The organism is Polaribacter sargassicola, from assembly GCF_021991835.1.
GTDB lineage: Bacteria > Bacteroidota > Bacteroidia > Flavobacteriales > Flavobacteriaceae > Polaribacter > Polaribacter sargassicola.
In genome coordinates, this window is the sequence record NZ_JAHDAU010000001.1 from 205,843 (window position 1) to 221,810 (window position 15,968).

The 15,968-nt window shown below is 29.9% G+C and carries 12 protein-coding genes; 8 read left to right on the forward strand and 4 right to left on the reverse strand.

The genetic code is table 11. From position 1 onward, the window contains the following. Window positions 1–213 precede the first annotated feature (213 nt). The gene (locus tag KI686_RS00790; protein WP_237587322.1) at window positions 214–2,037 is read right to left on the reverse strand and encodes a TonB-dependent receptor plug domain-containing protein; all 1,824 of its coding nucleotides are present in this window, start codon (window positions 2,035–2,037) and stop codon (window positions 214–216) included. A gap of 67 nt (window positions 2,038–2,104) precedes the next feature. On the opposite strand from KI686_RS00790, the gene KI686_RS00795 reads away from it, so the two are divergent. From KI686_RS00795 to KI686_RS00825, 7 genes are all read left to right on the forward strand, one after another. Beyond that, window positions 2,105–3,604, forward strand: a complete 1,500-nt coding sequence (locus tag KI686_RS00795; RefSeq protein WP_237587323.1) for an aminotransferase-like domain-containing protein — start codon at window positions 2,105–2,107, stop codon at window positions 3,602–3,604. Window positions 3,605–3,684: 80 nt separating this feature from the next. Beyond that, window positions 3,685–4,950, forward strand: coding sequence for a Y-family DNA polymerase (locus KI686_RS00800; protein WP_237587324.1), 1,266 nt, complete (start codon window positions 3,685–3,687; stop codon window positions 4,948–4,950). Between the two features lie 9 nt (window positions 4,951–4,959). Beyond that, a complete protein-coding gene (locus tag KI686_RS00805) occupies window positions 4,960–5,337 on the forward strand; it encodes a putative signal transducing protein (protein ID WP_237587325.1) in 378 nt (125 codons plus the stop codon). Window positions 5,338–5,384: 47 nt separating this feature from the next. Then, entirely contained in the window at window positions 5,385–5,819 is a 435-nt protein-coding gene (locus KI686_RS00810; protein ID WP_237587326.1) for a LexA family protein, read from the forward strand. A gap of 74 nt (window positions 5,820–5,893) precedes the next feature. Then, on the forward strand, window positions 5,894–6,445 hold the full coding sequence (locus tag KI686_RS00815) for a DUF2975 domain-containing protein (RefSeq protein WP_237587327.1): 552 nt from the start codon (window positions 5,894–5,896) through the stop codon (window positions 6,443–6,445). 2 nt (window positions 6,446–6,447) lie between these two features. Further along, the gene (locus tag KI686_RS00820; protein ID WP_237587328.1) at window positions 6,448–7,071 is read left to right on the forward strand and encodes a DUF2975 domain-containing protein; all 624 of its coding nucleotides are present in this window, start codon (window positions 6,448–6,450) and stop codon (window positions 7,069–7,071) included. Window position 7,072: 1 nt separating this feature from the next. Beyond that, window positions 7,073–7,279, forward strand: a complete 207-nt coding sequence (locus tag KI686_RS00825) for a helix-turn-helix domain-containing protein (protein WP_237587329.1) — start codon at window positions 7,073–7,075, stop codon at window positions 7,277–7,279. A 237-nt stretch (window positions 7,280–7,516) separates the two neighbouring features. Here KI686_RS00825 and KI686_RS00830 read toward each other — a convergent pair whose 3' ends face one another. Together KI686_RS00830 and KI686_RS00835 are read right to left on the reverse strand one after the other, a co-directional pair. After that, the gene (locus KI686_RS00830) at window positions 7,517–10,030 is read right to left on the reverse strand and encodes a S9 family peptidase (protein ID WP_237587330.1); all 2,514 of its coding nucleotides are present in this window, start codon (window positions 10,028–10,030) and stop codon (window positions 7,517–7,519) included. A 107-nt stretch (window positions 10,031–10,137) separates the two neighbouring features. Next, a complete protein-coding gene (locus KI686_RS00835; protein ID WP_237587331.1) occupies window positions 10,138–10,587 on the reverse strand; it encodes a nucleoside deaminase in 450 nt (149 codons plus the stop codon). Between the two features lie 57 nt (window positions 10,588–10,644). Between KI686_RS00835 and dxs the strand changes: the two genes are divergently transcribed. Then, window positions 10,645–12,414: a 1-deoxy-D-xylulose-5-phosphate synthase gene (gene dxs, locus KI686_RS00840; RefSeq protein ID WP_237587332.1), complete on the forward strand. Its 1,770-nt coding sequence runs from the start codon at window positions 10,645–10,647 to the stop codon at window positions 12,412–12,414. Between the two features lie 45 nt (window positions 12,415–12,459). Here dxs and KI686_RS00845 read toward each other — a convergent pair whose 3' ends face one another. Next, window positions 12,460–15,966 carry a T9SS type A sorting domain-containing protein gene (locus tag KI686_RS00845; RefSeq protein WP_237587333.1) on the reverse strand — a complete coding sequence of 1,169 codons (3,507 nt, stop codon included), beginning with the start codon at window positions 15,964–15,966 and terminating at the stop codon, window positions 12,460–12,462. Between the last annotated feature and the right edge of the window lie 2 nt (window positions 15,967–15,968).

Consider the following 15,968-nt stretch of genomic DNA (forward strand, 5'->3'; position numbering starts at 1 on the left):
ATTTTAAACATTTTCTTTTTTCGTACAAAGCCTCAAAACTCAGAATCTTTTGATTCTAAAATTTGTGATTATTTCTTTCTAAGAAATAGTTCTCTGAAGATTTAAATATTTTCATTTACTCATTTTTTAACAGATAAATAATTACGAGAAATATAAAAAGCCTTGACATAAATAAATATATCAAGGCTTAAAAAAAACGGGAAATTAATTCCTTTAAAAATTGTAACGTAAACCAAATAAAACGTTACTCGGTGGCATTGGCACAAAGCCAGATTCTATATAATCTGCATTAAAAATATTATTTGCAGTAATTGTAAAACTTACTTTATTTACATCTACAATTACAGAAGCATCCCAAACATTATAACTTGTACCAACGGTTCTTTCTGCATGTTTGTAAATAATATTCTGACTCACATTTTTAAATAATTTTGATGAAAAACGTGTTGTAAAATGGTGTTTTAGGGTATTTAAAGAGTAACGAGATAAATCTTTATTTTGATCTAAAATATCATCCTCTAAAAAAGTATAACCTGTTGTTATTGTTTGGTTAAATCCTTTTATTTTAAAATTATAAGACGCATTAAACTCAAAACCTTGCGTATTTACTTCTGCAATATTTGTTGCTGTAAACAAAGCATCATCAGAGTTTTCTCTTACATAATCTATTAAATTATCAGAATCTCTGTTAAAAAAAGCTATCGATGTAGAAAATTGAGCGTCATCAAATTTAAAACCTATTTCTTGGGCAAATGCTTCTTCTGGATCTAAGTTTGGGTTACCTACTGTTGCCGGATCACTATAAAATAAATCTGTATAGGTTGGTATTCTGTACGTGTAACCAATGTTTCCATACGCTTTTAATTTATCTGTTATTTTATAACCTAAATCTAACCCTGGAAAAGCATGGAATTTAAAATCAGAAAAATACGTAACTGCAATACCTGGTGTAATATCTAATTTATCATTTGCCAGTTTAAAACGATGTTCTAAAAACAAATTTGCCATAATTCTATTTCTATCACCTAAATTAGTACTACTAATAGAAACTCTAGAAACATCGAACCCAAAACCTGTAATACCTGCTTTAGATGTATATGCTGCATTTGTTTCTACCCCAACTTTATTGGTAATGTGTAAATTTCTGTAAAAACTAGGGTCATCTCTTCTTAAAAGAAAAATATCTTGTCCTCTTCTCCAATAAACTCTTGGTGTAATTTTTAATTTTTCTGTTTTAAAAGTAGTAGAAACTCCTATTACACTATTTTGAGTTTCTTCGTACTCATGAAACGTTTCGTTAGTTGTGTAAAAGTTTTCTGCACCAAACTTTTTATCGAAAAAAGTAGCTAAAACCTCTATAGGTTGCTTCTTTTTGTTAAAAACTCCTTTTAAGAAATAATTGTAATTATTGTAGTCAGAATTTTCTCTATATCCATCTGATGTTAGCGCACCAACATGTGCAATTATAGATGAGTTTTCAAACTCTTTACCAACAGTTACAGAACCATTTAATTGACCAAAAGAACCCGTTTCTACATTAACAGAAGCTACGTTTTTTAATGTTTTTTTTGTTACAATATTAATTGCTCCTGTAAATGCATTCTGACCAAAAACTCTTGCTGCAGGACCTTTAATAACTTCTATTCTTTCTATAACTTCAATAGGTAAAGCAGCATTTAATGTATGATGCCCTGTTTGTGCATCATCCATTTTAATACCATCAATTAACAATAATGTTTGATCAAAACCACCACCTCTAATGTATAAATCTGCTTGGCTACCAGCAGTACCTCTTCTTCTAATATCTACACCAGCAACTTGCTGTAACAAATCTGCAACGTTTGTTGCTGCGCTATTTTTTATAACTTCGGATGTAATAACGTTTATAGTTCTAGAATTTTCTTTAAAAGGTAAATCTATTCTATTTGTAGTAATAACGACTTCTTTTAAAGTATCTCTTTTTACCGTATTTTCTTGTGCTTTTACTTGTAAAACAGACAAAAACAAAACAATTACTAAGGTAATTTTAATTTTCATAAATATTGATTTTAATATGCTGCAAAACTCGTAACTTTCCGGACGATTAAAATAGTCCAGTTTTAAAATGAAAGATAGTCCGGTTGGTGCGTTATTTAAACAAATTATTGATTTTGATAAAAATCAACCTCAACCAGTTTACATACAAGTTGCGCAACAAATTATCAATGCTATACAGCGCAATTACTTAACCAAAGGCACTACTTTACCTGGTACGAGGAGTTTAAGCCAAATTTTAAAAATTCATAGAAATACTGCCGTTGCCATTTACGAAGAATTAGCATCTCAAGGTTGGGTAGAAATTATACCTAATAAAGGAACTTTTGTGTTAGAGCCAAAGTTAAAACCGTCAAAAATAAAAGCACCTTCGCAACAAATTCATCAAGCATATAAAACAGCAAAAACAACTGGATTTCCTTTTCAAAATTCGTTTCATTTAGCATCAACAAAACAATTAACCCAAGCAAAATATACAATTAATGATGGTAAGCCAGATTTGCGTTTGCATCCGGTTCATCAATTTACAAGATGGTACAGCGCTGCCATGAAACGCAAAACTTTGATAAAAAAATGGAACAGTCCTAATGAGTTTTCTTATTCTTTGTTTCAAACACAATTGTGTAATTATTTAAACGCAACAAGAGGTTTTTACATCAACCCAAAAAATGTTGTAAGCACACGTAGTACAGAAATGAGTTTGTACATTGTTTCGCAACTATTAATACAACAAAACGATGTTGTTTTAGTGGGTAATTTAAGTAATTATGTTGCCAATATGATTTTTCAGCAAGCAGGCGCAAATATTAAAACAATTCCTGTAGATACTGATGGTTTAGATGTTGATTACATAAAAAAACATTTTATCAAAAAAAGTATTAGATGTGTTTATATTTCTGCACACAGAGATTACCCAACAACGACTACTTTAAGTGCAGAGCGCAGATTACAATTATTACAATTGGCAAAAGAATACAAATTTGCTATTATTGAAGATGATTACGATTATGATTTTCAGTACGAAGGTTCTGCTATGTTACCAATGGCAAGTGCAGATGCTAATGGAATGGTTATTTATTTAGGAAAATTAGGACAATCTTTGTTTCCTAGTTTTCAATCAGGATTTGTGATTGCTCCTGAAAATGTAATTTCTGAAGCTAAAAATTACTTACAATTATTAGACGCCCAAGGCGATTTAATTCAGCAACAAATAATATCAGAATTAATTTATGAAGGTGAAATTCATCGTTTAATAAAAAAAAATGTGGTTGTTTATAAACAAAGACGAGATTACCTATGCTCTCTTTTAACAACTCATTTTTCTAAAATTGCACAATGGAAAATTCCTTCTGGCGGATTGGCAATTTGGTTAGAATTTAAAGAACAAATATCTTTAGTAAAACTAGCAGAAGAAACCGAAAAAAACGATTTATTTTTACCAAAAACCATTTTGTATCAAGACAAAAACACGTGTGCCATTCGTTTTGGTTTTGGCCATCTTAAAGAAGAAGAAATTGAGCTTGTAATTACTAAATTAAAAGATGCTTACAGTAAATTATCTTTAAATTAGATAATCAATATTTACTTCTTGTAGCAAATTAAGATATTAACAACTTAATTTTGCATCCTATTTTTAGGTACTTTTATAGCATGTTTGCACTTATAGATTGTAATAATTTTTATGCTTCTTGCGAAAGGGTTTTTAATCCAAATTTGCAAGGAAAACCCGTTGCTATTTTAAGCAATAATGATGGTTGCGTAATTTCTATGAGTGATGAAGCTAAAAAATTAAAATTACCTTTTGGTGCGCCAATTTTTAAATGGGACCAATTTTGTAAAGAAAAAAACATTACTGTTTTGTCGTCTAATTATCCTTTATATGGAGACATGAGCGCCAGAGTAATGAATATTTTGGCTGATTTTTCGCCAGATATAGAAGTATATTCTATAGACGAATCTTTTTTACAACTAAAAGGTTTTGAAAACTATAATCTTGAAGAGTATGCGACAAAAATTAGAAGCCGAATTTTAAAATGGACAGGCATACCAACTTGTGTTGGAATTGCACCTACAAAAGCACTGAGTAAAGTTGCCAATAAAATTGCACGTTCTAACATAAAGCAATCTAAAGGAATTTGTATTATTGATTGCGAAGAAAACAGAATTAAAGCATTAAAATGGACTAAAATTGGCAATGTTTGGGGTATTGGTCGTCGTTTAAAAAACAGATTAGAAGCCAAAGGTTGCACAACTGCTTATGATTTTACACAATTACCAAGTGATTGGGTATTAAAAGAATTTTCTATTGTAGAATGGCGTTTGCAAAAAGATTTACAAGGCATTTCTAAAATTCCGTTAGAAGAAGTTTCCTCAAAAAAAATGATTGCAACTACACGTAGTTTTGAATACACGTATTCTGATATCGATAATATAAAAGAACGTATTTCTACCTTTGCAGCAAGTTGTGCAGAGAAATTACGTCATCAAAAATCGAGTTGTCATATGGTTATTGTACAACTTTCTAGCGATCGGCATCAAAAAGATTTACAACAACATAGAGAAAGCAAAACAGTGGTTTTTTCTTATCCAACAGATTCTACGTTAACTATTGCTAAAGCTGCGGTAGAAGCTGTAAAAAGTATTTTTAAATCTGGTATTAAATACAAAAGAGCGGGTGTAATTGTTACTGGTTTAGTGCCCAATGATAATTTTCAGTTAAATTTATTTTCTACCGAAAACCCTAAACACAAACCTTTAATGGCTGCTATAGATCATTTAAATCGTAAATTTAAAGCAGACAAAATTAAATTAGCCAATCAAGATTTAAAACGTACTTGGAAAATGCGTCAAGAAAGATTATCACCTAAATACACCACAAATATTAACGATGTTTTAATTATAAAAGCAGCTAAATAATTTTTTTTTATGAATGATAATTATACTCTTTTAGCAGTTTTTGACTATTCTACAGAAGCACATGTTACAAAATCTAAATTAGATTCTGAAGGTTGTAAAACGATGTTGATGGATGAAAAAACAATAGATACAGATCCTTTAATTAGCAATGCTATTGGTGGTGTAAAATTATTAGTTCATAAAAACGATTTTGAAAAAGCGGTTGTTATCTACAATAACATTAGAACGTATCAAAAAGATAAAGATGGTAATCAAATTAATTGTGTAAAATGCAAATCGAATAGAATTTTAATTGCTCCTATTCAAAGAAAAAATATCTTTTACATGTTGTTTCCTTTCTTTGAAAAAACAAGATACATTTGTAATGATTGTAAAACTATATTTTAAGTTTTATAATCTCTTTTATTTTAATTAAAATTGTAATTTGCATTGATATGATTACATCTAAAAATCTTACATTTTTTTCGCCAAAAGCTTCTTCTGGCAACGGTGCTATTTTTGTAGACACTGGTATCTCTGCTGGTTTTCCATCGCCTGCAGATGATTTTAGAGAAACTAGAATTTCTTTAGATGATGAATTAATTAGCAATAAAGACGCTACTTTTTTTGCAAAAGTAAAAGGCCAATCTATGATTAATGCTGGTTTAGATGATAACGATTTATTGGTTATTGATAGAAGTTTAGAACCTGCCAACAATAAAATTGCGGTTTGCTTTTTAGATGGCGAGTTTACTGTAAAACGTTTGCGAGTAGAAAAAAATGAGGTTTGGTTACAACCAGAAAACCCAGATTATCCCATCATAAAAATTACAGAAGACAACGATTTTGTTATTTGGGGAATTGTAACAAACGTTATTAAAAAAGTATAAATTACCTTTTTTTAATATTTTATTATTGTTTTTCGATAATTTTTATATATTTGCCATATAAAAATATAATTATTATGGAAAACAATACAGTATCTGAAAAATCAAAAAAAGGCTTTAAAGCCTTTGAAACAATTTATTACATTGGAATACTTTTTGCCTTTTTAAGACTTATAGAATATTTTAAATGGACATTTCAATTGGTAAAAAAATGGAGTTTACCAGAAGAGCCATTTTTTTCAAAAATAACTTTAACAAATAGTACCGCAGAAATCTCTATAACTACTTACTTAATTTTCGCAATAGCATATATACTTATTTTTTGCTTTATATTATTAGGACTATATCAACTTAAAGAATCACTTAAATTATTTGAAAACAACACATTTTTTAAAGAAGAAATAAGTAAATCATTTTTAAGAGTAGGTAAATCATTTTTCATTTTCGCCTTCGGAACATTTATTATAGATATTGCTCTTTTGGCTTACATAATGGGAGGAATTCCAGTTATTGACTTAATGTCAACTGAATTGGTTGTTTTTATAATATTGGGCTATTTGATGTACTTTTTGTCTGATGTTTTTAAAAAAGGGGTAATGATTAAAGAAGAAAATGATTTAACAATATAATTATGAAAACAGAAAAACGTTTAAAATTAGCTTCTTATTTTCTGAAGTTTTTAATGAGCCTTCAATTAATCCTTATAACTGGACTTATTTTTATTTATTTTCATTCCATATTTTCTCCTAATAATTACAATAATCTAACTTTGAATAAAAAGAGAGATTTGGTTTTTAATTTGAACGTTGAAAAAACTCCAAAAAACTATGAAGAATGGAAACAATCAGAACAATTAACTTATTATAATTTATTAGATAATTATTCAAAATTTTATGTTATTTGGACAAAAGTTATTATGTTTTCAGGTTTTCTTTTTATCCTATATTTCTTAAATAAATTTCTCAAAAACACTAAAAACTTTGATCTTTTTTTTACTTCAAATATTAAAATTCTAAATAAAATTATATTTTTAATTTCAATCTTATTTGTTTTAGATTTCATACTTAAAGGTACAACACTAAACCCCATCTCTATGGTTTTTAACGATAAAGAAGTACCGCATTTTATCACAAAAGGAAGTGCATCTCTAGACTTTTTAATTTTCTATCCTTTAGGAATTATATTTTTTTATGTTCTAAAAGAAGTTTTTAAAAGAGGACAAGAATTAAAACAAGAAAACGATTTAACAATATAATATGGCAATCATCGTAAATTTAGACGTAATGCTTGCCAAACGCAAAATGAAAAGTAAAGACTTGGCAGAAACTATTGGCATTACCACCGCAAACTTATCCGTTTTAAAATCTGGTAAAGCAAAAGCAATTCGGTTTTCTACTTTAGAGGCAATTTGTAAAGCTTTAGATTGTCAACCTGCGGATATTTTAGAATATACAGAAGATTAAAAACATCTCGATACGATTTTACAAAAAAGCAAAATCACTCGATGTGACAGACTAAAACTTTAAACGAATCTAATTGTCTGTTCGAGTGATTTTTCTGACAAAGGAAGAAAAATTGTATCGAGAACTTCTCAAATAAAATAACAGCATAAAAAAAACTCCGAATTTTCATTCGGAGTTTTTTTAATATAAGTTCTCGACTGCGCTCGAACTGACAAATTACGTTTGAACTGACAAATATTACCTATTCATTGGTTTGTCTAAATTCATAAACATAATATCTACATCTGTAGCTTCTTTACCTAACAAATATTTGCTAAAATGATCTGCTCTTAACCAAAAAGAATATTCTGTCATATTACCAAAACCATGTCTTTGTCCTGGCATAATCATATATTTAAAACGTTTGTTTGCTTTAATTAATTCGTTTGCCATTCTTATGGTTCCGGCAGGATTTACGTTGTTATCCATATCACCATGAATCAACATTAAATGTCCTTTTAAGTTCTTTGCTAAAGATTGATTTACATCAATTTTATATTTATAAGAACTTTTACCTTTTTCATCAATTTCTTCTTTTACACCATGGTGCGTTTCACTCCACCAAGAATTGTACACAGTGTTATCGTGATTTCCTGCAGATGAAACTGCGGCTTTAAAAAAGTCTGGATATACTAACATTGCTGCTGTAGACATAAATCCACCACCAGAATGACCATAAATTCCTACTTTTTCTATATCGATAAACTTATGCTTATTTGCTAATTGTTGTGCAACATATTTTTTATCTGCCAAACCATAATCACGTAAATTACCGTAACCATAATTATGATACCATTTAGATCTGTCTGGATGACCACCCCTATTACCTAAAGTAATTACAATAAAACCAACTTGCGCCATTCTATCCACTCTATCCATTCTATAAGAAAATGCTTTATTTACAGCTTCTGTTTGCGGACCAGGATATACGTATTCTAAAAGCGGATAAACTTTAGTAGAATCCATATCAAAAGGTTTATACATAACTCCGTAAATATCTGTAATTCCATCATCTGCTTTTACTTTAAAAGGCTCTGGAAATTTATATCCTGATGCAAATAATTGCGATAAATCTGCAGTTTCTAAATCCATTACTTTACGTCCGTTTGCATCTCTAACTTCAGATTTTGGTACGGTATTTACTCTAGAAAAATTACTCACAAAATACTGATTAGAATCTGCCATGCTTGTAGTTGCCGTAAAATCACCAGGATTTAAAGTTTTTAAACCTGTTCCATTTAAATTGATTTTATACGTATGTGCGTAGTAAGGGTCTTGGTCTTTATTAACTCCGTTTGCAGAAAAATACAATGTTCTTGTACTCTCATTTAAACCTTCAAAATTTGCAACATGATAATCTCCTTCTGTAACTTGGTTTTTTAGGTTTCCTTCTGTGTCATACAAGTAAAAATGTGCCCAACCATCGCGTTCTGCCCAGTGTAACATTTCTTTTTCATCATTCAATAAAATTAACGGGCGAGATTCTATATACGTATTAAAACGCTCTTCTATTAAAGTTTTATATTCTCCTGTATTAATATCAGCAACATTAATATCATATTTTTTACGATCTCTAGATATTACACTAAAATATACTTTCCCTTTTTTAGATAATAGTAAAGAAGGTCTAAAATCATCATCTAAACTAGATTGCTTTCTTGGAGCTCTAAAAACAGAAATACTTTGTTGTTTAATAGTATCTAAAGGCACTTTTACATGTGTTTTTGTAGGAATATCAAAAATTAATAATTCAGATTTATAATATTCTTGCTCTCCTGGCATGTGGTATTTATACGTTTCTAACGTTGGTCTTTTTTTACCTGTAGAGTTAATTACCCATAAATCTTTAATATGTCTAGAATCTGATTTCTGAAAAACAAACTTTTTAGAATCGTGAGACCATAAACCACCAACTCCGTTTCTTTTATCTTTATTTTTTTCTGCATCTTCATTATCTTGTCCTCTTCCACCTCTACCATAACCGTAATTTTTTTCTCCATCTGTTGTCCACTGGTTTTCTACAACGGTACTATCTTTTTCGTCTTTAATAAACTTTTTAAAGTTTACTTTATCCATCCAATATAAATTGTAGTTTTTAGAATACAATACAACCGAACTATCTGGCGCAATATTTGCCCAACGTTTCCATGATTCTTTTTCTTGCTTTTTATTATCTAAAATGGTTAAACCATTACCACCTAATCTATATTCTAAATGATAAACCTTTTTTTCCATTTTAGGTTTTTTAGGCTTTACTTTTTTCGATTTTTTTGTTGATATTGAATCTTTTTTCTCTTCTTTTTTATCATCAACAACAGCTACTTCTTCTGTAGATGTTACTCTAAAACGAATAGCATTTTCGGCTTTGTTAAACTTAAAGCTAAAACGTGGTAAATGTTTAGCATCATAAGGATCTTTAGTAATTTCTGTTAACCATTTTGCCATTTTTACGTTATCAAAAAGTGGCTTTTTAGTTTTTCTATCTAAATCTACCAAATAATAATTAGAACCTTCAGATGTTTTATAAGAGTACCAAAAGCGATTTCCTTTTTTTAACCAATGCGGACTTACACTTGTTGAGTGTACCATTTTTGCCAAGTTTTTTGGCGAATATTTGGCAGCAGCTCTGTAATTAGGGGTTGGTGTTTCTTGTGCAGAAATTACTGATACAGTAAATAAAGAACAAAAAAACAATAGTAGTATTTTTTTCATTTAAATAAGATAATTTGATTAATTTGAATTATCACCCAAATTGCTGTAAAACAAGTTATCTCACAAATTTTTAAGATTTTTTTATAAAATATTTAACAACCCTAAAATTAGTTTAAATTTCGTTTTTCAATAAAAAATCTTTTTAAAAGTAAAGCACATTCGTTTTCTAGAATTCCACCTAAAACTTTTGTTTTTGGATGTAAAGTTGTTTTTAAATTAACAAAACCTCTTTCTGGTTCAGATGCTCCATAAACAATCTTACCTATTTGTGTCCAATAACTTGCACCTGCACACATTTGGCAAGGCTCTAAAGTTACGTACAACACACAATCTTTTAAATATTTTCCGCCTAAAAAATCTGCAGCAGCAGTAAACGCTTGCATTTCTGCATGTGCAGTTACATCGTTTAAAGTTTCTGTTAAATTATGCGCTCTTGCAATAATTTGATCTTTAAAAACAATAACAGCTCCTACAGGAACTTCTCCCTTATCAAAAGCATTTTCTGCTTCTTGATAAGCTTTTCTCATAAAATAAATATCATCAAAAGGCTGTATCATCTTTTTTGAATATAAAAATCAATAATACAAAAATTGATATTGTATTTTTGTCTTTGAATGAATAATTTATTAGACAAAATTTTACATCCTGCAGATTTAAGAAAATTAAATCCAGCACAATTACCTCAACTCGCTAAAGAATTAAGGGAGTTTATTATTGATATCGTTTCTACAAAAGAAGGTCATTTAGGGGCAAGTTTAGGTGTTGTAGAACTAACAATAGCATTACATTATTTGTTTGACACACCTAACGACTTATTGGTTTGGGATGTTGGACATCAAGCCTATGGACATAAAATTTTAACCGGAAGAAAAGAGAATTTTCATACCAACAGACAATTTGGAGGAATTGCAGGTTTTCCTACTAGAAATGAAAGTAATTTTGATGCTTTTGGTGTTGGACATTCATCTACTTCTATTTCTGCTGCTTTAGGTATGGCAATTGCATCAAACCTAAAAGGTGAAACAGAAAAACATCATATTGCTGTTATTGGTGATGCTTCTATTGCTAGCGGAATGGCTTTTGAAGCCTTAAACCATGCGGGCGTTTCTAGCGCAAATTTATTAATTATTTTAAATGATAATGCTATTGGTATTGATCCTGCTGTTGGTGCTTTAAAAGAATATTTAACAAAAGTTAAAACCGATAAAAGACTTGCTGCACAAAACAACATTATAAAAGCTTTAAATTTTGATTATTCTGGCCCAATTGATGGACATGATTTACCAAAAATCTTAGAAGAATTAAAACGATTAAAAACTGTAAAAGGCCCTAAATTTTTACACGTAATTACTACAAAAGGTAAAGGCTTACAAAAAGCAGAAGAAGACCAAGTAACGTATCATGCACCGGGTAAATTTGATAAAATTTCTGGTGAGCGTATTAAAAAAGAAAAAAGTTTATACACTAAATACCAAGATGTTTTTGGACAAACTATTGTAGAATTAGCCGATAAAAATGATAAAATTGTAGGTATAACTCCGGCAATGTTAACAGGTAGTTCTTTAAAGTTGATGTTAGAAAAACATCCTAAGAGAACTTTTGATGTTGGTATTGCAGAGCAACACGCTGTAACTTTAGCTGCTGGTATAGCTACACAAGGTTTAATACCTTTTTGCAATATTTATTCAACGTTTTTACAGCGTGCTTACGACCAAGTTATTCATGATGTTGCTTTGCAAAATTTACCTGTAATTTTTTGTTTAGACAGAGCTGGTTTGGTGGGTGAAGATGGCGCAACACATCATGGTGTTTTTGATTTGGCTTACTTACGTTTAATACCAAATTTAATTGTTTTTGCGCCAAGAAATGAAATTGAATTACGTAATATTTTATATACGGCTCAATTAGGTTTACAAAACCCTATTGCAATTCGATATCCAAGAGGAATTGGAAATATTATTGACTGGAAACAACCCTTTAAATCAATAGAAATTGGTAAAGGTATTTGTTTAAAAGAAGGAAATAAAACAGCAATTTTATCTATCGGAACAATTGCTAAAAATGTTTCTGATGCGTTAGATTTGATAGAAAATTCAAATGAATTTGCTCATTACGATATGCGTTTTGTAAAACCTTTGGATAAAAATTTACTGCATAATATTTTTGATAAACACCAAACCATTATCACTATTGAAGACGGAACAGTAAAAGGTGGGTTTGGCTCTGCTATTCTAGAGTTTTCTGCAGAAAACAACTATCAAAACAAAATTAAAACCTTAGGAATTCCTGATCATTTTATTGAACATGGAAGTGTAACCAAACTCCAACTAATGCTAGGTTTAAATCCTATAAACCTAGCTAATACTTTTAAAATTTCATCATAAAAAAAGACGCTATAAAGCGTCTTTTTTTATGATGAAATTATTTAATTATTCTATAATTATTTTAGTAGACGATTTTTTATCATTCTCATCAATAACGTCTACAATATAAACTCCTGTATTTAAATTTACAGAAACTTTCTGCTTTTCATTTAAAGTAAAATCTACTGCAGTAGTAAATACCTTTTTACCAGTAAGACTATAAATACTTACGTTACTTTTACCTAATGAGTTTTTAGCATATAAAGTAAAATCTCCATTAGAAATTGTTGGGTAAACTGTAAAAGCTCTACTACCTGCTATTACCTCATCTACAGAAGCCGTAGCTGTTTCATTAATAGATTTAATTGCCCAACCATAAGAATTAGCACCTGGATCTGTTACTAAACTAAATCTAAACACAACAGTATCTCCTATATTAAATCCTTTATCTGTTAAAATTATACTCTGTTCTTTAAACAAAGCATCACTAGCTGCAGCTGCTGTACCTTTATTGTATTCTGCCAACCAGTCATCAAATCTTCTTGCGTCATATTTATCTAAAGTTTTCCATGTAGATAAATCTGAAGAAGCTTCTATTATAACATAATCATAAAAAGAATCTAAATCAGTTAAATCATCAGTATATGGTTCTACAATTGCAAAATCTTCGTAAGTAAAAGTTTTATTAGATTCTGATATTATTAATGGCTTCTTTAAAAGCACAGAATAAGTTTCTGAATTATTATAAAAATGATCTGAATTATTTAATGCAACTCCTATAATAGCACCTCCTAAATTGTCTATTACAAACTCTGAATTGTCTGTAAAAATATCTGTCTCTTCAAATTGTGAAATTTGAATTGAAGTACTGGCGTCATCAAAATTGATAATAAAAAACTCTTCCTTTGAAATTGGTGTTTCTAAATTATTAGTATCATCAAATGCCTGTATACCTAATTGATGAGATCCTTCTAAAACCTCTAAAGTTTCGTATGTATATGTTACTCCTTTATTAAAATCTTGTGTAATTTCTATTTGCTCTATATCATCAATAAATATTTTAACGCTACTTATATTATCTGAAGGAACAGTATAACTAACAATTGCACTTGTACCCTCTATACCTTTTTGTTGCACAGAAGCTTCTGCAAAACCTAAATACTCTGGCAATTGATAATCACTTAACTCAGAAATAGTAGCAGACCAAATACCTCTACCATAAGTTGCAATTACAACCTGATCGTTAACAATTTTCATATCATAAACAGCAACCGAAGGTAAATCGGTTATCATACTCCAATTTGCTCCACCATCTTCTGTTTGAAAAAGTCCAATATCTGTACCTGCCCAAATAATATCTTTATCAAAAGGCATTTCTAAAACACTATGTACTGCTACATCTGGAAAACCGGTATCTACACTATTTTCAAAGCCTGTAATGTCTGTCCAAGATTCCCCTAGGTCTTCTGTTTTTAAAATTTTTGGTCTTCCTTGATTAGAAAAAAGTGCATAAGCTCTGTCTTGTTCTGTATAAGATGTTGCAATACCAGAAATATACAAATTATGTGTATTATTTGGATTATCATAAACACCTGCTCCTGTAAAAGACTTCCCATTATCTTCAGACACATGTAATACATAAGAACCACTTTCTGTCATCGCTGCTCCTGCCCAAACTACATTAGGATTAGCTGTTGATACTTTTACATTTAAAGCACTAGATACACTAGGTGTAAAATTATTACTTATAGATGTTAAAGCCCAATTTTCAGCAAAATCTACAGATCTCCATACACCATTACTCGTTACAGAAAAAACAACATCTGGATTGTTATTTGCATTTGATAATTTAGAATAAAATGGAGAGACTGAAGAATCATTAGATTCTGAAAAAGTTCCGTAATAAGGTCCTCTATTATCAACATATCTTACTACATAATTATATTGTGACACCGCAAGGTAATTACCTGCATTATTATAGTGCCAAATAGGCTCAAAACCATCACCACCCCAAATACTAGAGTAGTTTTTTGATGTAGAAGCATTAGATCCTGTAGAAATCCATGTTCCGTTATCTTGTGCACCTGCTAAATAATTATCTGCTCCGTTTTGTTTTGCTGCAGAATAAAATTGTGTACTATTTTTACCCACTACGTTGTCAGAGAAATCTCCATCAATAGCACCAGGATCTGTACTCATAGATGTACTATAAACGCCACCATCATTAGCCAATAATATTTTAAATTCATTAGAATCTCCTAACACACTAAAAATACCATGCTGATCTACATGCACATCTGAATTAATTTGACTAGAATCGTAGCCAGAAGCAATAGAAGTAGAAGTAAATGTATTACCAACAACAGTAACTTTAAAAACAGCAACACCACCAACATAAAAAACATCTGTATTATAAGGGTGTGCCATTATAACATTATCATACCAACCTTGCCCAGTTAGTAAGTTTGCATTACTATCTGTAGTTGTTAAAATAGTAAAAGTTACTCCTTTATCTCTAGACACATAAAAATCTGTATTTGTACCAACTGTTGCTCCAGAAGAACTATAAACACTTACAAATAAAACATTTGAATCTGCAGGAGAAACAGATGTTTCAAACCTACTATGGTTAGAATTATAAACACTATTACCTGCTAAATCTGTAGCATCTTTATCAAAAATAACAGACCATGTAATACCTCCGTCTAAACTTTTTACTAATCCTAAATTATTTACAGACCCGTATTGAATATTAAAATCTGAAGGATCTGCATCTAAATCTTGTACTCTTCTACCAGAAGACTCATAGGTTTGAGACCAAGATGTACCACCATTTACTGTTCTATAAATACCAGAGTCTGTTGCAATAATTACATTATTATCATCTTCTGGATTTATAATTATTCTACCAACATCTCCTAAAGAAGCTGTTGTTGTTAAATGCTGCCATGTAGTACCTGCATCTGTAGATTTAAAAACACCAGAACCACCAATAGCTCCTAAATTACCAAAAGGTTCTCCTGTACCAGCATAAATAATATTAGAATTTGTTTTGCTAATTACTACTGTAGATGTTGATAAATTTGGTATTTTAAAATCTGTTAAAGCAGACCAAGATATACCACCGTTTTCTGTTAACCAAACACCACCACCAACAGTACCAACAAACCATTTATCTGAATTGTTAGGATCTATTGCAATTCCTCTAGACCTACCTGGTACATTATTAGGGCCTCTTTCTGTAAAAACTGCTGTAATAGAGGTTGAAGCTTTTTTTAACGCTGATTTTTGTTTTGCTTTATTAAATTCTTCCATAAGGTATCCTTTTTTATAAGAAGACCTTTCTTCATCAATACCTTTTCTAATTTGTTCTTGGTAATCAGCAATATGCTCTATACCTTTTTTATGAATTGATTCTTTATTTTTTTTCTTTCTTTCTAATTTAGAAGAAGCATATGTAATTATTTTTTCTGCTTCTAAATCATTTTTGGTTTCTTTATTTTGCTGTTGACATCCAGCAATAAACAAGAACAAAATTAAAAGCGTGGTAATTGAAAGATAATTTTTTGTCATGT

Bases quoted from the DNA above. Each gene is read 5' to 3' on its own strand.
- KI686_RS00795 (WP_237587323.1), top strand. From the start codon at position 2,105: ATGAAAGATAGTCCGGTTGGTGCGTTATTTAAACAAATTATTGATTTT.
- KI686_RS00800 (WP_237587324.1), top strand. From the start codon at position 3,685: ATGTTTGCACTTATAGATTGTAATAATTTTTATGCTTCTTGCGAAAGG.
- KI686_RS00790 (WP_237587322.1), bottom strand. From the start codon at position 2,037: ATGAAAATTAAAATTACCTTAGTAATTGTTTTGTTTTTGTCTGTTTTA.
- KI686_RS00815 (WP_237587327.1), top strand. From the start codon at position 5,894: ATGGAAAACAATACAGTATCTGAAAAATCAAAAAAAGGCTTTAAAGCC.
- KI686_RS00830 (WP_237587330.1), bottom strand. From the start codon at position 10,030: ATGAAAAAAATACTACTATTGTTTTTTTGTTCTTTATTTACTGTATCA.
- KI686_RS00835 (WP_237587331.1), bottom strand. From the start codon at position 10,587: ATGATACAGCCTTTTGATGATATTTATTTTATGAGAAAAGCTTATCAA.
- KI686_RS00825 (WP_237587329.1), top strand. From the start codon at position 7,073: ATGGCAATCATCGTAAATTTAGACGTAATGCTTGCCAAACGCAAAATG.
- KI686_RS00820 (WP_237587328.1), top strand. From the start codon at position 6,448: ATGAAAACAGAAAAACGTTTAAAATTAGCTTCTTATTTTCTGAAGTTT.
- KI686_RS00805 (WP_237587325.1), top strand. From the start codon at position 4,960: ATGAATGATAATTATACTCTTTTAGCAGTTTTTGACTATTCTACAGAA.
- KI686_RS00810 (WP_237587326.1), top strand. From the start codon at position 5,385: ATGATTACATCTAAAAATCTTACATTTTTTTCGCCAAAAGCTTCTTCT.
- KI686_RS00845 (WP_237587333.1), bottom strand. From the start codon at position 15,966: ATGACAAAAAATTATCTTTCAATTACCACGCTTTTAATTTTGTTCTTG.
- dxs (WP_237587332.1), top strand. From the start codon at position 10,645: ATGAATAATTTATTAGACAAAATTTTACATCCTGCAGATTTAAGAAAA.